Annotated in this window: 30 protein-coding genes and 1 pseudogene; 8 read left to right on the plus strand and 23 right to left on the minus strand. The window is 43.7% G+C overall.

What is annotated here, in order from left to right; translation table 11 throughout:
* The 4 genes from HXW94_RS14275 to HXW94_RS20385 all read left to right on the plus strand — a co-directional run.
* The coding region (locus HXW94_RS14275; RefSeq protein WP_218576732.1) for a hypothetical protein at positions 1-323 on the plus strand (323 nt) is incomplete at its 5' end.
* A 262-nt stretch (positions 324-585) separates the two neighbouring features.
* Positions 586-2,805 carry a hypothetical protein gene (locus tag HXW94_RS14280; RefSeq protein WP_218576733.1) on the plus strand — a complete coding sequence of 740 codons (2,220 nt, stop codon included), beginning with the start codon at positions 586-588 and terminating at the stop codon, positions 2,803-2,805.
* A 266-nt stretch (positions 2,806-3,071) separates the two neighbouring features.
* Positions 3,072-3,230 (plus strand): rubredoxin, encoded by a 159-nt coding sequence (rd, locus tag HXW94_RS14285; RefSeq protein WP_178367579.1) that lies wholly within the window; start codon positions 3,072-3,074, stop codon positions 3,228-3,230.
* A gap of 114 nt (positions 3,231-3,344) precedes the next feature.
* Positions 3,345-3,566 (plus strand): rubredoxin, encoded by a 222-nt coding sequence (locus tag HXW94_RS20385; RefSeq protein WP_178367580.1) that lies wholly within the window; start codon positions 3,345-3,347, stop codon positions 3,564-3,566.
* A gap of 279 nt (positions 3,567-3,845) precedes the next feature.
* On the opposite strand, the gene HXW94_RS14295 is transcribed toward HXW94_RS20385, so the two are convergent.
* From HXW94_RS14295 to HXW94_RS14315, 5 genes are all read right to left on the minus strand, one after another.
* The gene (locus HXW94_RS14295) at positions 3,846-4,838 is read right to left on the minus strand and encodes a DHH family phosphoesterase (RefSeq protein ID WP_178367581.1); all 993 of its coding nucleotides are present in this window, start codon (positions 4,836-4,838) and stop codon (positions 3,846-3,848) included.
* Positions 4,831-5,931 carry a hypothetical protein gene (locus HXW94_RS14300; RefSeq protein ID WP_178367582.1) on the minus strand — a complete coding sequence of 367 codons (1,101 nt, stop codon included), beginning with the start codon at positions 5,929-5,931 and terminating at the stop codon, positions 4,831-4,833. Before HXW94_RS14300 ends, HXW94_RS14295 begins: the two co-directional genes overlap by 8 nt.
* Positions 5,928-6,158 carry a hypothetical protein gene (locus tag HXW94_RS14305; protein WP_178367583.1) on the minus strand — a complete coding sequence of 77 codons (231 nt, stop codon included), beginning with the start codon at positions 6,156-6,158 and terminating at the stop codon, positions 5,928-5,930. Before HXW94_RS14305 ends, HXW94_RS14300 begins: the two co-directional genes overlap by 4 nt.
* Positions 6,159-6,231: 73 nt before the next feature.
* Positions 6,232-6,612: a desulfoferrodoxin gene (locus HXW94_RS14310; protein ID WP_178367584.1), complete on the minus strand. Its 381-nt coding sequence runs from the start codon at positions 6,610-6,612 to the stop codon at positions 6,232-6,234.
* Positions 6,613-6,661: 49 nt separating this feature from the next.
* The gene (locus HXW94_RS14315; protein ID WP_178367585.1) at positions 6,662-6,907 is read right to left on the minus strand and encodes a hypothetical protein; all 246 of its coding nucleotides are present in this window, start codon (positions 6,905-6,907) and stop codon (positions 6,662-6,664) included.
* Positions 6,908-7,520: 613 nt separating this feature from the next.
* On the opposite strand from HXW94_RS14315, the gene HXW94_RS14320 reads away from it, so the two are divergent.
* Positions 7,521-7,790 (plus strand): glutaredoxin family protein, encoded by a 270-nt coding sequence (locus tag HXW94_RS14320; protein ID WP_178367586.1) that lies wholly within the window; start codon positions 7,521-7,523, stop codon positions 7,788-7,790.
* The gene (locus tag HXW94_RS14325; protein WP_178367587.1) at positions 7,787-8,116 is read left to right on the plus strand and encodes a ferredoxin-thioredoxin reductase catalytic domain-containing protein; all 330 of its coding nucleotides are present in this window, start codon (positions 7,787-7,789) and stop codon (positions 8,114-8,116) included. The genes HXW94_RS14320 and HXW94_RS14325 overlap by 4 nt, the downstream gene beginning before the upstream one ends.
* A gap of 233 nt (positions 8,117-8,349) precedes the next feature.
* On the opposite strand, the gene HXW94_RS14330 is transcribed toward HXW94_RS14325, so the two are convergent.
* From HXW94_RS14330 to HXW94_RS14360, 7 genes are all read right to left on the minus strand, one after another.
* Complete coding sequence (locus HXW94_RS14330) at positions 8,350-8,811, minus strand: ferritin family protein (protein WP_178367588.1); 462 nt, start codon at positions 8,809-8,811, stop codon at positions 8,350-8,352.
* Positions 8,812-9,456: 645 nt separating this feature from the next.
* The gene (pstB, locus tag HXW94_RS14335; RefSeq protein WP_178367589.1) at positions 9,457-10,314 is read right to left on the minus strand and encodes a phosphate ABC transporter ATP-binding protein PstB; all 858 of its coding nucleotides are present in this window, start codon (positions 10,312-10,314) and stop codon (positions 9,457-9,459) included.
* 18 nt (positions 10,315-10,332) lie between these two features.
* The gene (locus HXW94_RS14340; protein WP_178367590.1) at positions 10,333-11,397 is read right to left on the minus strand and encodes a substrate-binding domain-containing protein; all 1,065 of its coding nucleotides are present in this window, start codon (positions 11,395-11,397) and stop codon (positions 10,333-10,335) included.
* Between the two features lie 51 nt (positions 11,398-11,448).
* Entirely contained in the window at positions 11,449-12,741 is a 1,293-nt protein-coding gene (gene pstA / locus HXW94_RS14345; protein WP_178367591.1) for a phosphate ABC transporter permease PstA, read from the minus strand.
* Positions 12,734-14,122: a phosphate ABC transporter permease subunit PstC gene (gene pstC, locus HXW94_RS14350; RefSeq protein WP_178367592.1), complete on the minus strand. Its 1,389-nt coding sequence runs from the start codon at positions 14,120-14,122 to the stop codon at positions 12,734-12,736. The genes pstA and pstC overlap by 8 nt, the downstream gene beginning before the upstream one ends.
* Before the next feature lie 410 nt (positions 14,123-14,532).
* Entirely contained in the window at positions 14,533-15,162 is a 630-nt protein-coding gene (locus tag HXW94_RS14355; protein WP_178367593.1) for an MlaC/ttg2D family ABC transporter substrate-binding protein, read from the minus strand.
* Between the two features lie 13 nt (positions 15,163-15,175).
* Entirely contained in the window at positions 15,176-15,739 is a 564-nt protein-coding gene (locus HXW94_RS14360) for a hypothetical protein (RefSeq protein WP_178367594.1), read from the minus strand.
* Positions 15,740-15,965: 226 nt separating this feature from the next.
* Between HXW94_RS14360 and rnhA the strand changes: the two genes are divergently transcribed.
* Positions 15,966-16,685, plus strand: coding sequence for a ribonuclease HI (rnhA, locus tag HXW94_RS14365; protein ID WP_178367595.1), 720 nt, complete (start codon positions 15,966-15,968; stop codon positions 16,683-16,685).
* A 22-nt stretch (positions 16,686-16,707) separates the two neighbouring features.
* Here the strand turns inward: rnhA and HXW94_RS14370 are convergent, their stop codons facing one another.
* The 10 genes and pseudogenes from HXW94_RS14370 to HXW94_RS14415 all read right to left on the minus strand — a co-directional run bounded on the left by HXW94_RS14370 (position 16,708) and on the right by HXW94_RS14415 (position 24,493).
* Positions 16,708-17,784, minus strand: coding sequence for an HDOD domain-containing protein (locus HXW94_RS14370; protein ID WP_178367596.1), 1,077 nt, complete (start codon positions 17,782-17,784; stop codon positions 16,708-16,710).
* A 51-nt stretch (positions 17,785-17,835) separates the two neighbouring features.
* Positions 17,836-18,276, minus strand: a complete 441-nt coding sequence (locus HXW94_RS14375) for a hypothetical protein (protein WP_178367597.1) — start codon at positions 18,274-18,276, stop codon at positions 17,836-17,838.
* Positions 18,269-19,105, minus strand: a complete 837-nt coding sequence (locus HXW94_RS14380; RefSeq protein WP_246294059.1) for a response regulator — start codon at positions 19,103-19,105, stop codon at positions 18,269-18,271. Before HXW94_RS14380 ends, HXW94_RS14375 begins: the two co-directional genes overlap by 8 nt.
* 170 nt (positions 19,106-19,275) lie before the next feature.
* Positions 19,276-20,133 carry a pyruvate, water dikinase regulatory protein gene (locus HXW94_RS14385; protein ID WP_178367598.1) on the minus strand — a complete coding sequence of 286 codons (858 nt, stop codon included), beginning with the start codon at positions 20,131-20,133 and terminating at the stop codon, positions 19,276-19,278.
* Between the two features lie 113 nt (positions 20,134-20,246).
* Positions 20,247-20,612 (minus strand): peptide chain release factor family protein, encoded by a 366-nt coding sequence (locus HXW94_RS14390; protein WP_178367599.1) that lies wholly within the window; start codon positions 20,610-20,612, stop codon positions 20,247-20,249.
* Positions 20,612-21,940, minus strand: a complete 1,329-nt coding sequence (locus tag HXW94_RS14395; protein WP_178367600.1) for a hybrid sensor histidine kinase/response regulator — start codon at positions 21,938-21,940, stop codon at positions 20,612-20,614. Before HXW94_RS14395 ends, HXW94_RS14390 begins: the two co-directional genes overlap by 1 nt.
* A 350-nt stretch (positions 21,941-22,290) precedes the next feature.
* Positions 22,291-22,845, minus strand: coding sequence for an LEA/WHy family protein (locus HXW94_RS14400; protein WP_246294061.1), 555 nt, complete (start codon positions 22,843-22,845; stop codon positions 22,291-22,293).
* Positions 22,829-22,915: a transposase gene (locus HXW94_RS20390; RefSeq protein ID WP_425484220.1), complete on the minus strand. Its 87-nt coding sequence runs from the start codon at positions 22,913-22,915 to the stop codon at positions 22,829-22,831. Before HXW94_RS20390 ends, HXW94_RS14400 begins: the two co-directional genes overlap by 17 nt.
* Positions 22,916-23,022: 107 nt before the next feature.
* Positions 23,023-23,352: pseudogene (locus HXW94_RS20395) on the minus strand (zinc ribbon domain-containing protein); the annotation flags it as partial.
* 172 nt (positions 23,353-23,524) lie between these two features.
* Positions 23,525-24,493, minus strand: a complete 969-nt coding sequence (locus HXW94_RS14415) for a universal stress protein (RefSeq protein WP_178367601.1) — start codon at positions 24,491-24,493, stop codon at positions 23,525-23,527.
* 620 nt (positions 24,494-25,113) lie between these two features.
* Here HXW94_RS14415 and HXW94_RS14420 point away from each other — a divergent pair.
* A complete protein-coding gene (locus HXW94_RS14420; protein WP_246294063.1) occupies positions 25,114-25,401 on the plus strand; it encodes a hypothetical protein in 288 nt (95 codons plus the stop codon).
* 32 nt (positions 25,402-25,433) lie between these two features.
* Here HXW94_RS14420 and HXW94_RS20150 read toward each other — a convergent pair.
* A partial coding sequence (locus HXW94_RS20150; RefSeq protein ID WP_178367602.1) for a zinc ribbon domain-containing protein occupies positions 25,434-25,601 on the minus strand: 168 nt, incomplete at its 5' end.

Below are 25,601 nucleotides of genomic sequence, written 5' to 3' on the forward strand. Positions count from 1 at the left end.
TGTTTCAGATCGATAAGGCCGTGTTGATTGTAAAGGCAGACGGTCATGGCTCAAGACAGATGTGCAGGGTAAACAAGTTCGGATTCCCCCGGACAACAGCAAAGTCAACTGAGAAAAAAGTCAAAGGATTTCAGACGGGCGACATTGTCAAGGCGGTTGTCACTTCCGGCAAAAAGGTTGGAACGTACACCGGGCGTGTCGCTGTCAGAAAAAGCGGATCGTTTAACATTAAAACAGTGGACAAAATAGTACAGGGCATTAGCTGGAAATATTGCAGGCTGCTTCACGCATCTGACGGCTATTCCTACAATACGACGTGCTAAGGTCCGCTACCTGGACTACTAAATTATTATAAGGAGGGCGGCAATTCCTCCCCTGAGCTAAAGACTCAGGGGTTTCCTTGCCGCATTTTATGAATTGGACCCCGGATTGGGTCCCTAAGGCCCATGATCAGAAATTAAATCTGCCTTTATGGCGGCTTAAAAGACAAATAGATGGGCGATTTTATTTTGATCATGGGTCTAATATAAATAGCTATTATAGATTAATCTTTTATTAATGTTCAATAATTATGGAGATTCAATTATGAGTTGTAATAGATTCAACAATCCAGTTTTAAAAAAAATGGGTTTCAATATATCTGTCATATCTGTCATATGCCTTATCTCAATTGCATGGGCCGGCACTGTCCAGGCATTGAGCCTGGAAGCCTGCAAACGTTATGCATCGGAATCCGTAAGGCAGAACGAACAGAACAAAGCATTGAAGGCAGGATTCACTGGACCTGCCTGGAGCAGCAACTATGATTCTCATTTTAACTGGTGTAAACAGGGAAATAACCTGACAACAACACCAGGTCACCTGGCGAATCGTGAAAAAGCACTTCAGGCGTTTGCCATTAAATCCGAGCTGAATGCCCCAAAAAGATATGCCAATGAAGCGGTGAGGCAGTATAAGGAATCCCAGTTCATGGGGGCCGAGTTTCCACCGCCGGTCTGGAGTGATAATTACCGCGAACACTACAACTGGAGTCGTCGGCCGAACAATCTTGTGACGACACCGGATCATCTGGCAAACCGTGAAAGAGTTCTGCAGGAATATGCCATCACATACAATAAAGGACCCTCTAAATATACAACCGTACCTGTGGTAAAAATGGCGGAAATCGGTACCCGGAAAAAAAACCTAAACAGACTGTCACCAATCCAGCATTTTGAACAGCTGCAGCAAATCAGCAAGGGGCCGGACCCGGTGATTGCTGCATTTATGCATACCCTTCAAAAACACCTTGCAGGTGGATCAAACTATTCTCAGATAGAGCAGATTATGCTCAAAGGAATTAAAGAGCTATCTCAGGTAAGACAGAAACAATTGCTGAATAAATGGCACAGTCTGCCAACCCATGTTCGACTGGCAGCCACACCCAAATCTATTCAAAACCTTTCTCCCCACAGTCGTCTGGAGATGAGCGCCTTTACAGATTCTCTTGTTGAAACCGCAGCATTTTCAGGCAAAGTCAAGGAAATGAAGCCGATCCTTCTGAATAATTCTGCTTTAAATTCAAACCTCTCTGCGCTGTCGGCAAATCAGAATCTTGTGTCCAATGCACCCCAGGTAACCGATTTTGCACCTCGCGGACCGGATGGACCATTTTTAAGAATCGGAGAGTCTTTCACACTGTTTGGGGTCAACTTTGGTACAGATGCCCGGAAAACAAAGATTCATTTTATGCAGAAAGAAAATGGCAAATATATTCATGTAGGTACGGTCTATCCCCAGTCCCTGAAAAATACAAAACTTTCATCCACAGCCATCGCACCGGGTCTGTATGCCAGTAACCGGGCAACCCGCATTATAGTGGAAGCAGACGGAAAATTCAGTGCGCCATACCCCATTACCCTGGCAGCCGCCTTAAAACCCACACCCAAGATTGTATCTGTAGAACCAGGAGCACAACTGCCTGGGAATATGGTTCTGGTAACAGGTGAAAATATGGGCAGCCCCCTTTATGGATTTATGGAAGCAATGGATCAAAAGGCCAGTGCATATCGCCCCAAAGGTATCAATTTCAATATAAACCCCACTGTACTGAATTCGACCCAATGTGAATTTATTATTCCTCAGAATGTCTGGTCCGGCAATTATAAATTTAATTTGAAAGCAGATAATTCAGGTTACAGCAACTATAAAACCTTTAAAGTGCTGCCTGCCCAGTATCGGGTTGAGTTTACAAAAATGAAGTGCAGGGATGAGCAGAACCCCGAGGCCGGCGGATCTGACGAACTGGTTACCGCCTGGGTGATAATCGCAGATAACCTTGCATGGGCAAAAGGGACCGGGGAGTATGGTGGATTTGATGACAATACTGTAAAAAATTACTCGGCTGAAGACAGCACAATTGTTCCGGCTGAAGTCAAGGCGTGGCAGACGGTTGAAGATTTTCTATACTTCAGGACAACGCTCTATGAATGGGATGATGGAGACATCAACGCATGGAGCAAAGGGGTAAAAACAGTTGGTGAAATTGCACCGGCGGTGGGATCAGCCCTGGGTGCCATTTTTAGCAATCCAGAAGCTGGAAAAGTTGCTGGTGAAATCGTAAAGGTGATTGGAGATGGACTGTCCAAGCTGCTCAGCTGGATCAATAATGACCCAGACCTGCTGGGGTCTGAAGCACGAACATGGACGGCACCAGAACTTCAGGAGCTGACATCCAAATCCATTGTATATACTGACAGACAGCTGTTTTTAAACGATGGTGATACAGGCAGCTATTCCCTGGATTTCAGAATTGTTCGAAAATAAATATGTTTGATCATGGGCCTTAAATGCGTTTGCCCTGAATAATCCCAGACGCTACTTGAAAATCGGTTAACATTTCGTTATGCTGACAACAAAAGTTAAAAGATCTTCGATATCATTCAATCCAGTTTACATGGGAAAAACAAGGCCCTGAGGCCGTCACCGAATAAGAATGGACCAGGCATATTAATTATAATCAACTTGCAGGTTTAATATTGGATTAAGCCTGTGTTTATAAACCAGCAAAAGTAAATAATAAGGAGAAAATTATGGATAAATATGTATGCCCCTGTAGTTATGTGTATGACCCGGCAGAAGGCGATCCCGACAACGGTATTGATCCCGGCACAGCCTTTGAAGATCTCCCCGAAGATTGGGTCTGTCCGGTATGCGGCGCAGAAAAAGACGCATTTGAAAAAGAAGCGTAACGCCCTGACCCGGACCTGTCTATAATACCCGTGACCGGGTCCGGGAATCGCCTAAAACACCCAACGCCGGTTGCGCTTTATTGCCAACCGGCGTTGTTGTTCCAAGGATAAAACATGGATAAATATGAATGCGGCCCCAGTGGCTATGTGTATGACCCGGCCCCTGGATGTGATGGGAGCCCAGGAGAAGGTCGACCCTGTGACTACGTGTATGACCCGGCACAAGGCGATCCCGACAATGGCATTTATCCCGGCACAGCCTTTGAAAATCTTCCCGAAGACTGGGTTTGTCCGGTATGCGGCGAACCTAAAAGCGAATTTAAAAAAGAAGCGTAACTCTTTTGCCAAGGACCTGTGAAAATCCAGGCGCAGCATACGGCGCATGGACTATTTTGACCATGGCCCTAAAATATTCAACGCCGGCTGCACGTTATTGCCAACCGGCGTTGTTGTTTTTGGGCCTTGATCATCATTTGGACCACCGCGCAGGTTGGGTTGAACGAAGTGAAACCCAACATTTTGTATTTGTTGGGTTTCGTTCCTCAACCCAACCTACCTTCCACGCATTGGCCGAAACAATGATCAAGGCCTGTTTTTTTATAAAGCCGATTCCGGCTATTCAATCTTTTTTCCTGCGGTCTGGGTAATCCGTTCAACCACCCACTGCGTCAGCGCCTTTTGGTTTACCCGTTTGATCTCTTTGCGGATCAGAGAAATATCCAGTTCAGCCCTGGCCATGGTTTTATGCCCCCCGGCAGATCCGAATTTGGCGAATGCCTCCTGGGCAGTCTTTCCGGCACCTTTGCGTAAACCATCGTTACGCAGGATTACGATCAGTTTTTTATCGACCACCCCTGACACCACGCTCCAGTTTACCCCGGCAATGGAAAGGAAAAAATCGGCCGCCACCACCAGTTCATCGGGTTTTGACATGATTCCGGCATGATAAAAGGCCCGGTTGTCTCGAATGATTCGATCTCTTATAGCATTGCCCAGAAAATTTAAGTCGGATTCCGTCATCTGAGCCCGTTCCACCTTGGTGACTATATTCATGTTCGCATATTTGTACAGGAACTGAAAGGCCCGGATGTCCCTGGAAGATGCCTGGCGGGTAAAATTAGCCGTGTCTGTTTTTATCCCCAGCATCAAAGCGGAAGCTAGTTTAGGTGACGGTTTTATACTCATACTGCGGATATATTCGGTGAACACGGTTGAACAGGCCCCGTAATCCGGCCGGATATCCACAAAAGCACCATCACTGCAGGATAATGGATGATGATCAATGATCGCGTCATATTCAATACCGGAAAATTGTTCATTATGGTCAGGCTGGGAATCGACCACCACAAATTTGTCAAATACGGACCTGTCCACCTCAGCCAGGGGGATCATTCCCGCTTCGGTATACTCGATCATGGCCAGATTGTCCGGCCGGGTGATCTTATTAAAATAAGCAATCGCAACTTCACTGACCCGCCGCCACAAGATGCGTTTCACAGCCATGGCTGATGCAATGGCATCAGGATCCGCATTGATGATTACAAGCACTTTGGAGGTCCCTGAAAAATGTGACAAAAGCTGTTTAATTTTTTCCCGGTTACTAATCATAATTTATTTGTCCGTTTCCTGAAAAAAACAGGGTCAAGGTAATAAATGCATAGCCGGCAATGGCCAGTACGGCAAACCATCCCTGATAAATACCCAGGGGCGCCAGCACTAAAGCCGTAAGCCAGTGTACCAGAATTACGGTTGTTGAGTGAAGCCGAATGGGAAAATCGTCAAACCGGCAGATGACGGCAAGGCCGCACAGGTTCCACCCGTAAAGGGATGCAAACACATGGATATGCAGCAGCCACTTGGTCTTTCGGGGATCATACCCATCCTGCATCTGTAAACAGATATAGGCAATCCCCGTTACTGCCGTGACAATGAGAAATCCAATGCCGGAAGTTAAAAACTTTTTTTGCTGCATGCTGTCCGCAAATGTATAATAGAGCATGAAAACCATGACCACCGCTGTGAACAATGCAGCCGTCACAAAAATCTGGGGCACAAATCTTTCAAACAGAATGAAAATAAAAAATATAATCACCCCCAGGGTGATGGTCCAGAAGCATAATTCCATGATGGATTTAATTTTGGGACGTTCAATTTTTTTCAGCATATCAAAAACAAGGGACAGGGTCATCAACGACAAAGGAAATGAATACCCCAGAAAAAAAGTATCCAGGGTCAATTTGTCCATGTACACCCAATGGGTATATTCGTTGTTTATGATTACCACAGACGCCATTGCAATGCCGATGGCCAGGCACCATAAAGATGCCTGGTGAAATTTTTCAGACACCGGGACCTTCGGCAAAAAAAAATGATAGGGAACAATGGAAAATTTTTTGATGCGTACGTTTTCTACCAGGCCCCAGAGCAACACAGAGACAGCCAATGTAACCGAGTACCACTTAAGGAATGCACAAACCGCATAAACCAGGGAAAGTAGAAAAAACAGCTTCACACGGCCGGAGACGGCCGGCTGACGTTCCGTGTAATACAGCAGAATCGTACCGCCGGTACACAGATTAAATAAAAATATATGCAGACGCTCAAAACTGAAAGCCGCCACAGGGAAATAGACATCAGCATATCCCAGCCCCAGGGCCATAATCATCAAAAAGGAGAATAAAACTTTTAATCGGATTGTCATTTACATTGTTCCATCAGTATTTTTTGATGCAGGCCTGCCCAGCACATGACCCAGGGCCATATCCAGCCGGGGATGCACAATCGGTCATCGGGGGCCCGCAGCAGACGGATCACGTCATGGCCACAGGTTTTTAAAAAAGAGACCAAGGCCTTTCCAATGGTACCTGATCCGCCTGAAAAAAGAAATGGCCCGCAGTCTTCGCAAGAAAGACAGCGGGCCTTTCGCATTTGGAATAGCCAGCATATTCTATCCTAATAATTGCTGGTTTCTACCCCCAAAAATGTCTGATTCTACCTGATTCTAACCTTTCCACAGTCCATGAAGATTGCAGTAGGCCATGGCCTCAACTTTATTTTCGTCACATTTGAAAACAGCTTCGGGTGCCGAATCAGGGGTCAGCATCATACGTTGAACATAGTTACCGTCACAGGAGACAAGTTCAATCCACTCAATCCAGTGTTCTTTTGTCATAGGATGGGGAACGCTGCCCACGGTCACTTTATATCCACCTTCTATTTTTTCGATTACGGGAACATGCTTTTCTTTAGCGGCATCAACCGTATTTGCCACCAGGCGATCCATGGGTTTTCCGCAGCAAGTTGCCGGCGGTTGTGCACCATGAAGAACCTGAACGATATTACCGCATTTTATACATTTATAAATTCCCATTTTTTCAGCCATTGATAACACTCCTTTAATTTTAAAAGTTTATTAAACCTGTCTGTGAGAGTCAATTTTTGACCCTGGTATCAATATGGGTTGCAGACAGACTTTTCACAGAGCGTCCTGCCTCCTTTGCCTTGAGCATTTGCTCAAGCATTTGCTCTGATAATTGTCTGCGGCCTTTGGTCGCCTCCCGGTATAAGGACGCTATTTGAAAATATAATTCATTTTCAGACTTAATCGCACCATAGAAAGGAGCCCGTTTTTTTTCTGATCGGATTTCATCTTTCTCATATGCAATTACTTTAGTCATCTTTTTGCCTCCTTAAATTTAACTGGGATGGATCAAAGACACCCAAACCCGATAATTAATCTAATGCAGAAATTTTGCAAAAACAATACCATCATTTATTTATTTGCGATTCAGTAGAATTGTATTTACTGATAATTATATTTGTTCGGGAGAATCCCTTATTATATTTCGACTTAAAAATAGAGCGTTAAGCATATATGTTTCAACAACAGGTATCATTGACGATATAGAATACAAATAGTTATGAAATAATTTTTCGTAATTTTTTATTTGATAAATATCGAAAGAATTTCTTATCGATATAACAAAATATAAAAATAAAAAGCAAGCAAAAAATTGCTTTTTTAACATTCGCAGCATCATAGCAATCTGCTTTCATAATGGTCGAGCAACAGGCGATAAGAATACAGATAGACACAAATAACAAATATTGCACGTTGACATTAGATTCTATGCAGGCATAATATATGTTTAATTAAATTAGCGCCCTTTGGGCGGGTTGTTGGGTACTGGGTACTGGGTGCTGGGTACTGGGTGCTGGGTGCTGGGTGCTGGGTGCTGGGTGCTGGAAATTCCTATACTCTTAAAATAGATATTAAAGGAGAAAATTTAAATGGACAATTGTGATTGTATCCCTAAACTATACGGCATAAGCACCTGTAGCCATTGCAGGGCTGCCCGAAAACTGTTGGATAAATATAATATTGAATATGATTACATACAGGTTGACGATTTGAAGGGAGAAGAGCGCGAAGCAATGATCAAGATAATCAAAGCATTGAACCCAAGGTGTTCTTTTCCCACGATTGAAATCAATAAAGACACCGTCATTGTTGGAAATAAGGAAAACGATATAAAAAAAGCATTGGGAATAACCAGATGAATTTAGAACAGCTTTATGATACATTAAAAAAATCACAGGAAAAAAAAGGCGCTTTTTTTAACAAAGACAAAGATCTGGTTTTTGAATTGTTGGAAAGCCTGCAACTCAACAAAGAAAGATACGGCTACATGGCCTGTCCCTGCCGCCTTGCCAGTGGAGACAGGGAGCATGACAAGGATATTATCTGTCCCTGCGAATACCGTGAGGCGGATATGGCGGAATTTGGAACCTGTTATTGCGGGCTTTATGTATCGGAAAAGGTAAAGAACCTTGAGATGGAACCTACGTATGTCCCTGAAAGAAGACCTGCAGAAAAAATATTATAACTCGAACATTGCGATAAATAAAAGCCCTGTTCGACAAAATAAATTTGTTCCGAACAGGGCCTTTGTACCTATACGGCAACCACTAATCCCACCGGACAGTGATCAGAACCAAAGATTTCATTGTCAATAAATGCGTCTTTTACGATATCGTTTTCAATGAGATCACGGGTGACAAAGAAATCAGTTTTAATTGTTTATTTTGATTATGGGCCATGGGTCAGGATGGAAGAACCTTATCCGTCCATATCAGCCAGAAAATCATCATACATGGATTCCAGGCCAAGCTTATGCTTGGACTCTTCCTGCACAAGGAGTTCAAACAATTTTTTTGCATCGGCATTATCGGTCTGGCCACTTAGATCCTGATACAATTGGACTGATTTTTGCTCTCTTTTCATGGCCAGTTTCAAAACATCGGGCATGGGCATACCTTTTTCATATTTGGTATCCAATATGTAGTCACTTATCTTAAGATCAGGAATTTTCTTAAATTCATAGCTGTCAATCTTAGCCTTATTTCCGGCAATATCGGAAAGCAGCGTCACATGTTTTTCTTCCTCTTTGGAAAAATCAAGAAAGGTTTGTTTAAGTGATTCAGAAGGCGCCTCCTGGGCAAAAGATGCATAAAATTTTACAGCTTCCTTTTCTCTGTCAATGGCAAATTCAAGTATCTCATCCACGGATTTAAAATTCATTTGGTATTATCTCCTTTGCTGGTGTTAGGGCCATGCAACGGTTAAGCGTTCCATGGCCCTCATGTTGTGTTTGAATATATATTAAACCACTTTCTTGCCGAATCTTTTGGCCATGATCATCATTTGGACCACCGTGTAGGTTGGGTTAAACGAAGTGAAACCCAACATTTTGTAATTGTTGGGTTTCGTTCCTCAACCCAACCTACCATGGGCTACCATTGGCCGAAACGATGATCAAGGCCAATCTTTTTCCCAAAATCAGCAAATTTTATACCATGCAATTTGGGAAGGTCAAATAGTATTCCGTACTGTATCACATTTAATAATGATATCATAGGGTGCCGGATAAGCTGCCGTGCTGACGCACGAAAAACTAAACGCTGTGATAATAAAGCGCTAAAGAACAACCTTTCGCAGTAATTTGAGTTAAATCGAATCGTAACTTATTTGAATTTTTATAAATTCCATAAAAACTTGATGATCGAGTGCATAATAATCAGGGCAAGAAAATATTTGACACGATTTTGTCTCAGGCAAAGTTGTGTCACAAATTTGTAAACTTAATCATTGTTTGGTCCAACCTGTAGGTGCAAAAAGAATGATCAAGGCTCAACTATTGTTATTTTATCTTCACTTATCTCAATCCTATTCAAACCGACCGGTTATATAATCCTCGGTAAGCTGGTGCAGCGGATTTAAAAAGACCTGGTCCGTAGACCCGACTTCGACAAGATCGCCCTGGTAGAAATAGGCCGTACGATGGGAAATCCGAGATGCCTGCTGCATAGAGTGGGTTACAATGACAATGGTGTAATCCTGTTTGAGTTCATCAATAAGTTCTTCTATAATGGCCGTAGCAATGGGATCTAAAGAAGAACAAGGTTCATCCATGAGAATCACCTCCGGGTTCACCGCAATGGCCCTTGCAATGCATAGACGCTGTTGCTGCCCGCCGGACAGACTGGTGCCCGACATTTTCAGCCGGTCCTTAACTTCCCCCCAAAGACCTGCTCTTTTCAAAGAGCCTACAACCAGTTCGTCGGTCTCATCCCGGTTCTGGACAAGGCCGTGAATTCTTGCGCCATAGGCAATGTTGTCATAAATTGATTTAGGAAAGGGATTGGGCTTTTGGAAAACCATGCCCACCTGGGCCCTTAACGGAACCACATCCACGTCGCTGTCATATATATTTTTTCCGTCCATGAAGATCTGCCCGCTCACAGTACATCCTTCAATGGTATCGTTCATCCGGTTCAGGCAGCGCAGAAAGGTGGATTTACCGCACCCGGAAGGGCCGATCATGGCAATCACTTCGTTGCGACCGATATCCAGGTTAATATTGCTGATGGCTTTTTTGGCGTCGTAATAAACAGCAACATTTTTACAACTTATCCTGGGATCTTCAACCGTTGTCTGTCCTACGGTTGCGCGCTCTGTTCGTTCAACCAGCGGGCTTCGACCAGGCCTTATATGCGGATGCCCGGTTGTTTGTTCCTGATTCATTTTTGTTTTTATTTATCCTTAATTTAGATCATCCAAAGTTAAGGGCGTTAATTCTTCAACAATTTTTTTATATTTCCGGCGTTCCTTTTCTGGCATGGGGATCAACCCTTTGGTCGTCAGATAGCCGTCATCCCCCCAAGCCGTTTCACTGGTAAATTCGGCCAGATATTCCCTCATACCGGGAATAGTGTCAACATGGGCTTTTTTCACATAAAAAAACAGAGGCCTGGACACGGGATAGAATCCGTCGGAAATCGCCTGAAATGTTGGCTGCACCCCATCAATAAATGAGCCTTGAATCTTATCCGTGTTCTGGTCCAGGAAAGAAAACCCCAAAATACCTAAGGCATCAGGAGATTTACTCAACTTATCGACAATCAGGTTGTCGTTTTCTCCAGCCTCGATGTAGGCACCATCTTCCCGGATGGTATGACAAATCTCTTTGTATCTTTTTTTATCCGTTTTTTTCAACGTCGCTATCCATGTAAATGTATTTGCCCCGCCCTCCATGGCCATTTCTACAAAGGCATCACGGGTGCCGGAGGTGGGTGGCGGCCCAAACACCTCAATTTTGACATCCGGAAGTAATGCGTTTATTTGCTTCCAGGTTTTATAGGGGTTTTGCTGTAAAGCACCCTTATTCCCCGCCACAGGCACCTGCTTTGCCAGAGCAAGAAACAAATCTTTTCTATTCAGTCTGAACACCATGGCCTGCCTGGAATTCGCAACAACAATGCCGTCATAACCGATCTTTACTTCAACCACTTCTTTTACACCATTTTTAAAGTCTTTTTCCAGCTGACTTTTTGTAATCCGGGCAGAAGAGTTGGTAATATCCGGATGCGCTACACCAATACCGGAGCCAAAAAGTTTATGTCCGCCACCGGATCCTGTGGATTCAATTTTCGGGGTTTTAAAGCGGGTTTTTTTTCCAAAGTTTTCAGCAACAACAGTGGCAAAGGGATAAACCGTTGAAGATCCGACAATGGAAATATAATCCCTTGCTGCACCGGCGCGGGCCTGGGCTATCCCCAAAATCGACAGATAAACCAGGACAATTGAAATGACAATCATTTTTTTCATGGATAAACTCCTGAAATAATTTGTACAATTAATATACATAACACAATAAATCTACTGTCTTTTTTCAAAAATTCTTCTTAAAAAAACAGCTGTGGCATTCATGATCATCAAAAATAGCAAAAGCACCATGATGGCAGCGGATGTTTTTTCCAAAAACGCCCTTTCCGGACTGTCAGCCCACAAATAAATCTGTACAGGCAGCACCGTTGAAGGATCTGTGAACCCGGCAGGAATATCCACAATAAATGCCACCATACCGATCATCAAAAGCGGTGCGGTTTCCCCAAGGGCCTGGGCCATACCGATGATGGTACCGGTGAGCATGCCCGGCAGGGCCTGGGGCAAAACATGATGCGCCACCAGCTGGACTTTAGAGGCACCAATACTAAGACCGGCCTCTCGAATGGAAGGTGACACCGCCTTAAGCGCGGATCGGCCGACAATAATAATGGTAGGCAGCGTCATCAAGGTCAAAACCAACCCACCCACAAGCGGGACAGACCTGGGAAGGCCGAAAAAATTTAAAAATACGGCCAAGCCTAACAGCCCATACACAATGGAGGGCACGGCAGCCAGGTTATTGATATTTACTTCAATGATATCCGTCCATCTATTTTTAGGGGCAAACTCTTCCAGATACACAGCAGCAGCCCCCCCAATGGGAAACGAGAGCACCAGCGTGACAATAAGAGTATAAAAGGACCCGCAGACCGCCCCCCAGATTCCGGCAAGTTCAGGCTCCCGGGAGTCCCCTGAAGTGAAAAAGGTCATATTAAACACCTTTTTGACCTGTCCCCGGCTGATCAGATGATCCACCCAGGCAAGCTGCCGGTCATTAATCCGTCTCCGGGACTGGGGCGTTTTTCGGTCAATATGCCCTTTTATAAGCATATCCACATCATCATCGGCCGGCACCCATATCTGAATGGTGGTTCCGATCGCATGCCGGTTTTTGGCTACAAAATCCCGAAGTCGGTAAGCGGCGCCTGTACTGACCAATTCGTATAATTTTCGTTTTTCATTGTATTTTGTCACATCAGGATAAACAGACAACAACGCCTCATGGATCAATTTGGCGTAATCAGCACCAGCAAGATCATCTTTATCTATGACATCGGTATCCAAGTATACATCCAGCCGGACCATGGTCTGTTGAAATGCAGTATATCCGTTGGATATAATGGAAATAAACAGCAAAAATAAGAAGCCCAAGCTGATCATAACAGCTGCCCACCCGAAAACACGAAACCTGCGTTCTTTACGGTAGCGTTTGTTAAGCCCTTTTTTTACGATATCTATGGTTCTCCCGTTGCCCGGCACAGCCCTTTTATTTAAATTATTCATAATGCTCCCTGTATTTTCTGACCACTATCAAGGCGACTACATTTAAAGCCAGGGTAATGACAAACAACAAAAGCCCCAGGGCAAAAGCGGCCAGGGTTTTGGCACTGTCAAATTCCTGGTCTCCCACCAGCAGGGTAACAATCTGCACCGTAACCGTTGTCACAGCCTGGAAAGGATTCACGGTCAGGTTGGCTGACAGGCCGGCCGCCATCACAACAATCATGGTCTCGCCAATGGCCCGGGACACAGCCAGCAGCACGCCGCCCACAATTCCGGGCAGGGCTGCAGGCAGCACCACATTTGTAATGGTTTCACTCCGGGTGGAACCAAGGCTTAGAGCACCGTCCCGTAAAGACTGGGGCACCGCATTGATAACATCATCGGATAAAGAGGAAACAAAGGGAATGATCATAATTCCCATGACAATTCCAGCGGCCAAAGCACTTTCCGAAGATACGGAGAAGCCCAGGATACCCCCTGCATCTCTGATGGCCGGGGCCACAACAAGGGCTGCAAAAAAACCGTAAACAACCGTGGGAATGCCGGCCAGGATTTCCAAAAGCGGCTTGGCAATATTTCGAAAATTTTTATTGGCATATTCGGCCAGATAAATGGCAGCCATAAGCCCTACCGGCACGGCCACACACATGGCAATGCCGGCAATGAGCATGGTGCCAAGGATAACCGGAATCGCCCCGAATGCACCGGAAGATCCGATCTGCTCGGCATGAATGGCCATCTGAGGGCTCCATTGGAGTCCGAACAAAAATTTATATACCGGCACAATCTTAAAAAACCGGATCGCCTCATAAAATACGGAAGCCACAATACCTATGGTGGTAAAAACAGCCAGGGAAGTGCATGCAATGAGCAGGCCCTCAATAATTTTTTCTACATAATTCCTGGCCCTGAGCGTTGGTGTAATTTTTAAGTACACACCGGCAATGGCAATTATGGCCATTGCCGTTATAATAACGCTTAATGCGACCTGAGCCGTCTTCTCAAGGCTTTTGTAATGGTCGGCCGCAGCCTGAATGGCAGGACTGATGTTTCCGGCTACAATATTCCCGGCCACAATATTTTTAATATCGTTGACAACAAGATTAAGACGGTCTTCGGGCAAAAACCGGATCGGGTCAGGAAGATCGGCAATTACCAAATCCATGATGATGGTGGATTGAAAAAAATACCAGAAAGAAAAAACGATTAAAGCCGGTACCGCACACCAAATAGCGGTCAGTATGCCGTAATAGATTGGCCTTGAATGAAGCGCTCTTGGACCGCCCTGGGCAGAACAAACAGCAAAGGATTTGCTACGGCCTATAAAAAAACCTGCAATGGCCAGCACGCAAAGGGTTAAAAGCAAGTGAAACGGTGCCATCTGTGTTCCTTAAAAATTTGAAATGCGCTTGTTTTTAAGCAGTCAGTAGAAACCTTAATTTTTAATTTTAATCTATATAAACTAAAATTGTATTAGACTTTGGTTAGATTTCAGGCCGGCCCAAAAAAATACCTGAACCCTGGAAGCAGAACAAAAAAGGGATGCGAATATAAGGCCCATGATCGGAATAAAATCTCCCAAAATATGGTTTAGAATTTTCATTCGTATTCAAGGCGTGGCAATGGGAGCATATTGAAATATGTACTCATTGTCACAACGAAGAAGACGGATGAAAAGGCAAAGCATATGGGAGCGTTTATTTTGATTATGGGCCTAATATGCCGGCCTGCTGGATTGCAGACCGGCATGGTTTTGAAATATGCAATACCTGTGTTTGCGGCCCATATCGGTTATGTCGAACTATTTTTGGCATCAAGATCTTTAAGAAGTTCTGAAAACGATCTTCGGCCAAGGAATTCTCCAAATTGAGAGCGGTAATTATTAACCATGCTCACCCCTTCAATGTTGATATCAAACACCAGCCAGGGGTCTCTACCCTGTCTGTACATCATGTACGCAATGGGAATTTCGGTACCATCAACAGTAATAATATGGGTCTGAACTTTTGCGTATTCCCGATCCTTTTTTGTTTTGCGTTGTTCATTAAGGTAGACCACCTTTTCATTGGTATAGGTTTCAAGTTTGGATATATAGGTATTTTCAATCAGAGACTGGAGCCGGACCGTAAAAGCCTGTTTCTCTTCCGGGGTTCGTCTTCTCCAGTATTTTCCAAGACTGGACTGCGCCATACGCCCAAAATCAAAACCATGCATCACAATGTTACGAATTTTCTGCCTGCGGAACTCTTTTTTATCATCCCCTTTAAATTCCGGTGTATTAAGCACATCAATGATAGCGTCAATTCTGACCTTAAGTGCCTGTGTGGCGGATAAGGATTCTGCAGCCAACGTCTGCTGAGTAAAAACCGACATGACAGAAAACATAAATGCAAACAAAACCAATGGCCTGATTATTTTCATCCCTTTCAATCCTTTAAATATTGCCGGTATTGTTCAAAATGGCGTTAATCTCCTGGAAAAGAAAAGGTGTGGATAAATTTTTTGCGCCCTGACCTTTTGGGCCTGCTTTAGGTTTATGGCCGGAACCTGTGAACCAAGTTATTTGACCGTCTTTGAATTTGATCTGGTAGTTGGGCCGGATACCTTTGCCCGTAGTGCCGAAAAAAACCTGCGATTCGGCATCATCGGCCATATTTTTCAGTACTTTTTCAAGAAAGGTTTTTGATAATTGCGCTACCCGGTCTATGTCCCATTCGATATTGTTTTTGACCCGGGATCCCGAGCCGGATGATGCTGTGCCTTTGGTTTTTAACTTGGAAATTTTACCTTCCATGCCCTTGAGCTTCATTGCCAGATTCTTAACCGAACGTTCCTGAATATCTCCTGACGCCTTAGGCCTCAGCTCGTCCAGCTCACCGAATGCCTTGTCAAAACAAGCCCTTGATTCATCCAACGCCTTTTTCTCTATGAGTTGGTCCATTTGTTCACACAAACGGTTGATGGACAGTCTTGATTCACGGAATTTCGTGGGTTCCATTTTACCTCCTTCATGGTTAATGCAAACTGTTTAACCGCCTGTTTTATCTGTCTCCCCCCTGTTTTTAAGGTTATGGGAGTAGCTGAAACCGGTGGCAACATGCTGCAATTGATCCGTTATTGTTTCAATATTCTACACCGGCTACATATTTATTTCAAGAAAGTCCCTAATTTTGATACACAGATGTTTCTTTACATTCTTTTTTTTTACACTTATAGTCTGACGCATGAAATTCTACGCAGTGGCCAGAGGCCGAAAAACAGGGATATTCACATCATGGCCTGATGCTGAGCGCCAGGTCAAAGGATTTGCAGGCGCACGATTCAAAAGCTTTAAAACAAAACAGGAGGCTTTGGCCTTTCTGGCAGATCCGGCCGACACAGCATCTACATGTTCAACTAAAAATTTGAGTGATACCCCAAAGAAAAGAAAGAATGGACGCCGGCAGCAGGCCGGACATGAATACCCGGAAAATGCCGTGATGGTCTATACAGACGGCGGGGCCATCGGCAATCCCGGTCCAGGGGGATATGGTGTGGTATTTGAAACCGGAGAAACCTTTTCCGGCGGGTTTAATCTGACCACCAATAATCGCATGGAACTTCTGGCTGTCATCGTGGCGCTTGAAGCCCTTGAAGGAGAAACACGTCCCATCTGCCTGCATTCGGACTCCAGATACGTTGTCAACGGCATTAACAAAAACTGGGCAAAGGCATGGAAACGCAGGGGCTGGAAAAAATCCGACGGCACCCCGGCCATGAATCCTGATCTGTGGCAGCGTCTTTTGAATCTGCTGCCCGGTCTTAATATCCGTTTCATTTGGGTAAAAGGCCATGCCGGTGATCCCTTGAACGAAGCCTGTGATCACCTTGCCAATTCAACAGCACGCATGTCCGGTCTGCCGGACGACACAGGTTATCTTAAAAGCCGTATAGATAGCAGATAAGGGACGTAAAAATATTTATTTGTCAATAAAACAGCGAGCGTATCCAGGCAAAAAATCCTGTTTCAGGCGGTTTCGTTTTCGCTGGTTTCGGCGTGGGCGAGATTGACTTTTTTTTACGGTAAATATCCTGATGTTGATACGTCGTGTTTTTAGACTCATATAACGACCCTTGTTTCCGGGGGGCGACACCGGTGATGCTTTCTGATTTTTTTTCCAGGGACGCTAAGATCTCCTTGACGACTGCTTCGCGTATATTCTGTTTGGACAATGGCAGTCCCGATTGCCTGGCGACCCATGTGGAATCAAGAGACGTGACATACCCATCGCCGTTTTTTCCAATACCGGACATCGAGGCAACGGCATAGGCGAACTGGATCAAGGCCGCGACATTTCGATCTTCTTCCGGGGCTAGATCCGGATTATGATAAAATTTAACACCAGTACAAATCCGCCTTGGGATGTGCCAGATCTCCAGCAATGTTGATGCGATATTCGTGTCTGTCGTTCCCAATTCATCAAGCTCCACAGTATGAAGCGGTACTTTTAATCTGGCTGCGGTTTGAATACATTTTGAAAATTCAAAAGGGTATTGAATGGCAAGAATTAATTTCCCGATACCATGAAGCAACCCGGCAATATAAAGTTCCCCCGGATTGACATTCATGTCCAGGTTCGGATGGCCCAGACGTCTTGCTGCAATGGCACAAGCCCAGGAAAAGGCCCAATAATCTTGGGCTTGAAATCCTTCTATTTCAGGAATCTTTGGAAACATACGCCGGAAAAAATACAGGTTGGTGGAATTGACGGTCTCTTGGAGTCCGATACGGATAATGGCTGATCGTAAGCTGTAAATCTCATCAAATCCCTTGAAAAAGACGGAATTTGCCAATTTGAGAATCATGGATAAAAGTCCAGGATCCGAATCAATAATATTTACAAAATCATCCACTTCTATATCATCAATTGGTTTTCTAATCAGGGACATCAGTTTCGGCCCATTGGCCGGCATGGGAGGTATTGTGATTTTTGAATTTAAAATATCCAATGCTATGGCATTGGCAATGGTTGATTCTCCCTGTTTTTTTTCTTTGGTCGCCATATTTTTTCCCGTCAATTAAGGCCCATAGGCCTAAAGTCCCATTAATTAAGATTACTCCTGCTTAATCCAATACCGGGCCCACGGACATCGCTCTTTGTATGGATAGCGGATCAATTCCGTGGCAAGAATGTGAAAATCCTTATGCCTGATGGTCAAATAAGAAACCACCTTTTTTCCTTTCAACTCCCTTAATCCCATGGCAACGTACAAGGTACGGTACTGCCCTTGAACATCGCACTTAACCGCCCCAGTAAGAATGGTGATATCCAGTTCCTTGGTAACATTGAAAAGATTAACCATAATTACGGTAAAGTTTTCCCCCTTAAAATGCGTTTCCGCATCTGTCCGGGTGAGCTCGCATTGAATAAAATTTTTAAACCCGGCCTCCAGTTCATAAAACGCCTGGTCGGCGCCACGTCCGTTTCCCGGAGCCGTAAAAAAAACGATAAATAGAACACTGCAAATTTTTGTTATCTTCTCTATTTTATCCATTTACAGGTTGTTCCGCAGTTTCCGTCTCAGGCTTGATCAAGTCTTTTATGGTCTGTTGAAGACGATTCAATGCCACGGATGTAACGCGAACTGTCCCTGCCCCTGAAAATTTGGACAGATATTGTCGCTTGAGATTTTCGTTATGATAGCCGGTTTCTACAAGTATGGGAATTTTGTGATCAAGCTGGACCAATTTATCGACAAAGGTCTCGGCGCCCATACCAGGCATATCGTAATTCACAATAATCATTTTAAATTTTTCAGGCTGATTTCTGAAAATTCCCAAAGCGGCTTCAGGATTTCTTGAAATCATGCCGATATATCCCATACGCTTAACTACAGTATCAATCAATTCACTGCGTTTATTATTTTGGTCCAGTACGAGAATATATCCCTGGCCCGCGACAATCCAGCCCTGTGTATCCAAGTCAGTCCTGGGGTCAAAAACATGACTGCCTTTCATTGACCAGTTTTCAGGATTAAAGGGATGCACATGTCTCACATCAATTTCATAGACTTTTGAAGAAATAAACAAATCGTTTTCATTATCAGGAACCTTCACAATAAAACCCTTATCCTGGGCAACATACCGTCGCAGCCACCCGCGATACTCAGGGTGTTCCCCGGTGAGTACCAGGATCTTTAAGCCCGCATGAGAACGCACCTGGAAGGCATGGTAAATCATCGGCGTGTCGGCATAGTCATCCTGATTTTCCATGTAGTTTTCCTCTACAAATTCAACCATGAAGTCCCTTGCCCCGCAGGGTACTGCCGTTACAATCAAGACAACCATCAGGATAAGGGCCATGACCCTAAAATAATGTATCATAACTGTCTTTCCTAAAATTCCTGGGAATCATGTATAACTGTTCTTAACCCATGGATTGACCCGTCACCCAGGTTCAACCCACAATAACAAATGAATGTAATTAATATCGGTATTCCCCCCGGAATCCTTGATTATACCCGTGCGTGAATATTTCAACTTCGACCATCGAATCAGAGAAAGTCCCTTATATGGGCTTGGGCCTTGAACCTGCGCGTAATCATTTCAATAATTTCTTCAGCACTTGTCTCTATGGGCTTATTGCTCACATTGATCATGGAAAAGCCTTTGGTAATATAATATTTCTGGGCGTACTCAATCTCCTTTTCAATTTCATCTTTTCCGGAATAGGCGTAAATATCCTTGGCCCCCAGGGTTTCCTGACGCATTCTCCTGTGAGCCTGCAGTTGTTCCTGATTGATATTTAATGCAAACACCCGGCGCCGGTCCACACGATCCAGACTCTGGGGCATGGGAACACCCGGTACAAAAGGAATATTGGCCACCTTCCATCCCAAAACGCTCATGTACATTGACAAGGGCGTTTTACCGGCCCTGGAGAGCCCTATTAACACAATTTCGGCCTGGATCAAACTCTCCGGATTCAAGCCGTCATCATGGGCCAGGGCAAAATCAATGGCAGAGACCTGTTCTAAGTTCACCAGGTGAATCTCCCTATATAGTCCCGGGGTTTCCAGAGGCGGCCGGTCAAGAAATGTTTCTATTTTTGAAATAATGGGCCCCATCAGATCAATGGTAACAATGTGATTATCCATGCCCTGGCGCGTGAGATACCTGCGGAGGTTGGAATCAACAATGGTATGAACGATAATACTCTCAATATCCTTGACCTTATCGATGAGATCATCAACCTGACTCTCCGTACGTATCCTGGGAACTTTTACAACAGTAATATTGGAATCGGGAAACTGTACAAGCGTGGATTCCACGAGATGAAAGGCGTTCACGCCCTCTCCACAGGAGACGATGTATATCATCTGGAATTTGCCGGATCCAAGCATGTCTTTCATAAAATAAAGCCTTTATCATATCAGGGGTTTAAATGATAACAGCCATAGGCTGAGCGGGTCTATCAAAACCCGGATTATATTTATACCAACATGGCCCTAAAATTATTTCAGAATCAATTCGTCTTGCGGCCGCTTACTTTGTTCAACGCTTTTTTTCTTCGCCGTTGCTTCTGCTTTTTTATGCGGGCTAATTTTCGGGCTGTAACATCGGGGAGCCCGGATTTTAACTGTTCAATTTTTTCTACCAGGTGTCTCAGGGCCATAAACCGGTTCAGGTGCTGGGATCTGTATTTCCCAAATTTTACGCTTATTTGGGTAGGCAGATGCGTTAAAAAGACAGCAGAAGACGATTTATTGACCTTTTGGCCGCCACGGCCCGAGGATTTTATAAATTTTTCGAGGATATCTTTTTTGTGGATACCCAAATGATCCATTCTCTTTTCAAGGGCTCTTATTTTTTCTATATCAGGACCAGGCATCAGGTAACAGATATTTTTGTGTTTAAAAATTTTTCAATTTTATCAGAAATCTCTGCTATGGAAATCGGTTTGGATAACACAGCCCTGATACCTTTTTGCGCCATCATATCCAAAGTAATATCATCACTGAATCCTGTACAAAGAAAAATAGGAATATCCGGACGGATTTCTTTTATCTTTTCTGCCAGACAATCACCATTCATCTGCGGCATATACAAATCCGTAATTACAAGATTATACGTTAAAGGCTCTTTTTTGAAACGCGCCAGGGCGGCCACAGGATCGATCATAGTTGTGGTGCGGCACCCTAAGCGATTCAGTATCGATTTTGCTACTTTAAGAATAGTATCTTCATCATCCACAAAAAGGATATGAATTTGATGCACAACGTCGATTTTCTCATTTATAGCAGGCGTCTGAAGTCTTGAAACAAGGCGTTTTTCCGAAAATTCCGGAAAATATAATTTGAATTCAGTTCCCTTGCCCAATTGGCTGTGAACCTTTATATCGCCATTCATATCTTTGATAATACTATAAACAACAGACAATCCTATGCCGGTTCCATTTTCCTTGCCCTTGGTGCTATAAAACGGTTCAAAAATATGGCTCATCACCTCCTTTGACATACCACTGCCTGTATCGGAAACACTTAAACAGATATAATTCCCCGGTTTAACCCCGTCGTTGGCATCGGATTGAGAAACATTTACAGGCATCAAAGAAACGTTGATGACACCACCGGACTCACCCATGGCATGTACGCTATTGCTAACCAAATTCATTATAATCTGGTGCAGTTGGGTGGGATCCGCAACAACATAAGGCGTGTTTGGATCTACATTTTTTTTTATGGAAACATTGCGTGGAATACCGGACTTCATCAGCATAAGCGCAGTGTTTATGCAATTTTGTATCTGTAACGGTTCTCTTTCAATTTTTTTGTGACGGGAAAAATTTAAAATCTGATGAACCAATTCTTTTGCCTGCAAGGCATTTTCATAAATCTGTGTCAGGCTCTCTTTTGTTTCATTGTCATAAGCAGAACTTTTAAGAAGCAACAGTTCTGCGTTCAATAGAATAGGGAACAGCATATTGTTAAAATCATGGGCTATGCCGCCGGCCAAGGTGCCAAGGGATTCGAGTTTCTGGGCCTGGGCCATTCTTTCATTGATCTCAATCTCATTGAAATCAGCAGGTGTAGAAAAAAGACTTGTGTCAGTGGATCGGGAGTTTTTAAGCTTAACAATATCTTGTTTCAAGGCGGCATTTTCATATTCAAGCTCTTTTATCCGTTGTTCTAAAGTGATGCCTGACGTATTTTGAGACATGCTCCTGTTCCTTTCTTCTTACTCATTCTTACCCATTGAGTATGAATGATGAGAAATTCCTGCTTCATAGAGTGTGCCCGAACAAACTGCTTAGGTCTCATTTCCTCTCCACAGGCTTAAAATCCCGTAGAACCTACGGTATTTACTACTTACTGCTTTTTTGTGGTGATGCACAACACAAAGCTTGGTTTTCGCGGTTGTTTTATGCACATAGCCCAAAAGATTTTACATGCTTCAGGTCTGTAAAGCATAACCCTATATCTTTTCAAAGAACTCAAAAAATTATAGCAGAGAGAATGATATTTTGAAAGAAAAAATTAGTTCTTCAAAATGATCAACAAAAACTAAGTTTAAAAAAGAAAAGAACTATAGTTGAACGCTCCTTCTTTGGTTACTCTAATAATTGGATGAAGTGTACCCACATCTAATTTAGCATTAAATTGATAAGATATTTTTCCTAAATTCTGGTTTCGAATTAAATCGGTGAAAAAACCGATACTGCTAAATAGGTCAACAGATGCGTTGATCAAAATATCCCCTTCACTATACGCCTCAATCACTGGAAGTTCATTTGTCACACCAGTCATTAATTTATGGCCTTCCAAGGAAATTGTATATACCACACCTTTTAAATTAAGCGCACTCCTGTTGGGATTCACAATGTGTAACCCAATTTCAAATTGCGGAACAATACTTTGTGATGGCAATGCTTCAAAACTTGAAATACTTACGACAGGCGTTTCAAATCCGGGTTGAAGTGGTGCGCAGCTTGAGAAAATAAGAACAACAGGGAGAAGAAGAGACGTGAAAAATGCTTTATAGCCTTTGCGGTGAGAAAACCCCGAAATCTTCAGGTTCGGGGATGAATCACCGCATGCGGCGTTAAATTTATCCTTGAGATTCAATATACTCCCTCACTGTTTTTATTGAAGCATTCCCTAGAGAACAGCAAAAATAGCCATCACTCCAAAATATCTTTTCCTTTTTTAGCCCCTGGAATCAAGGGGTTCCAGCTATACAGCCATTTATTTGCAACTCAACCGTTACTTTTTATCACTACAAAAATAGACAAATATGCTCATTTATACAATTAACGGATACGCCTTCCAGTTTTTCATTTCAACAATGAAAGGAGCAACATTCAGACATTTTTTCCATCCATTAACCCATCTGTCTATCTTACTCAAAAATTCCCCAGCGGTAACAGCGGCGCCGGCAGATTCTGATATATAACCAAAACCTGTTGAACTTTTAAGCGAAATTTTAAAAAATTTTCGTGCAATATTCTGCGTTGCTATGTAATCTCTGTTGCCTGAATACCCACAATGCGAGCAGGTGAATTCACCGTAATTTTTATGATCTCCACACTCACCGCATTTGGGGCAGAATTGAGAGGTCCAGGCAGGAAATACTGTCTTTACTCTGTTTGGCCTTGATCATTATTTCGGCCAATGCGTGGAAGGTAGGTTGGGTTGAGGAACGAAACCCAACAAATACAAAATGTTGGGTTTCACTTCGTTCAACCCAACCTACACGGTGGTTCAAATGATGATCAAGGCCGTTTTTCGGTATTGCTTTTAATCCTTAAATACAGATATCAGGACTCAGACGTAGCACCGGCACCGGGCTGTGACGAAAAACTTTCTCAATGGTGCTGCCCAGAACAAATTTGACCGAGCGGCTGTGACCTAACGGGCCTAAAACCAGGGCATCCGCCCTGAGATCTTTTGCAGCAGAAAGTATCTGCTCACAAGGATCTCCCGAATTGATGGTAATATCAATCCCTGTCATATCTTCAATGCCTGCCGCCGTTATCTGGTCCTCAAGCCGGGCCTGTCGCCGTTGTTTGGCCTTGGGTAAAAATTTCTCTTCGGAAAAGGTGTTTTCAGGGATGTAATGGGATTTAACCCAGGCCAGTTCCTTGGTGCCGATGCAATGGACCACATGAAGCGTTGCGCCTGTCGTTTTTGCCATCCATCCTGCCCGTGCCAGAATGTGCTCGGTCCAGGGAGAAAAGTCCACCGCAGCGACAATGTTTCTAAGTTCTCCGGCTTCCGGCAGTTCGTCGCCTGAGTACATTCGTTTAAAAATATGTTTGTCCCTGACACTGAACAACGCCTTTCTGCAATGGCGGAATACAAATTCTGCGGCACTGCCGAACATGAAACTGGACAGATTGGAACGCCCTTTGTTGGCCATGACAACAAGGTCAGGGTCAACCTCATCAATCATCTCAAGGATCTCTTCGGCAGGATATCCCATTGTGATACGGATATCGGTTTTGCCGTCGAATTCAGGATAACGTGTGCGGATCAGTTCCCTGATCTGGGTAATCCTGTCTTCTTTAAGTTCCTCCAGGTACTCCGTGGTGTCCTCCCTGCAGGGGTACATCATTCCGGCCATATACACCGGATTTACTTCGCGCAAGGGGACAATAGAACAAATGGTAACTTTGACGTCTGCCTGTCCGGCCAGTCCCAGGGCATAGCCCAGGGTCATGGGTGAGTAATCAGACAGGTCAATACAGGCCATAATGTGGTTGAATTGATTCATCGTCTGCTCCTGAAGTTATCGTGAAGTATACATTTTTTTGCCCATGCCTTGAACGGATCTGTAACTTAATATGAGATAACACAGTCAGGGGCCGTTAAGGTGAAAAAATGATTAGAATTCATGGACAACTTTTCTGAAGATTGTAGCACCTTCATCTATGGTTGTATAGGCAACGGAATGGATTTTCTGCACTTCTGAATTTGAGTCGGTAGGCCATCTTGCTCAAGCTCTTGCTCGAAATAATACTTCGAGCAAGAGCACGCAGGACAGATAATACGTCATTTAATTTAGAATTGCCGATTAAACGCTGTTATTTCAGGCGGATTTTTACTGAATTGGCATGGGCGTCCAGAGCTTCGGTCCGGGCCAGGGTAATGACATCATCGGCCTCCCTATATTTGCCGAGGATTATGCGTAAATCGTTCTAAGGAAAGAATTTTGTATATCTCTAAAAATATTGACGCCCTGCGGTACAGCGTAATACAGTCTAAGGGCATAATTAATGCTGATCTGAACGGCGCATTGAACATAATCAGAAAAGTAGTTCCTGAAGCTCTTGATGAACTGATAGAGCTAAGGAATAGAGGCTGTGGGTTTCAGCCGTTCAAGGTGCTTACATTTTGATAAAAAAACATAAATTGAGTCTTAATTTTACTATTTTTTGTTATTTCTTAATTTTGTTTTATAACCTAATTGGTCAGATTGAACGAATTGAAACAATTGCAAAGGGGCCTGGAATCCGTATCCTTCATAGGCTGCAAAAAGTATATGGTGCAGGCAATTGGCGCAAAATGAAGGGCATAGCAATTGTGCAATTACCAGACAAAACAAAGTGCAAAGCGGAAATTCATTGGTATGAAGCCCATGGAATAGGCCGCAAAGACTTTAAAATAAAAGAGGTGTTATGATGAATAGTTATATAAAATATCAATAAATGTACTTATTTGTCATTTTTTATATATGAGGCTTGAGGACTATAGACTCCCAAGTGCAGAATATTAAGAGAAGCGTTAATGTCAGCATCTAAAAATAAACCACAAGCACATTTGTAAATCTCTCCTTGACGATTCGATTTACAAATCACGCCACATGCAGAACATCGTTGGCT

The sequence above is a fragment of the Desulfobacter latus genome (assembly GCF_013389365.1).
In the GTDB taxonomy this organism is placed as follows: Bacteria; Desulfobacterota; Desulfobacteria; order Desulfobacterales; family Desulfobacteraceae; genus Desulfobacter; species Desulfobacter latus.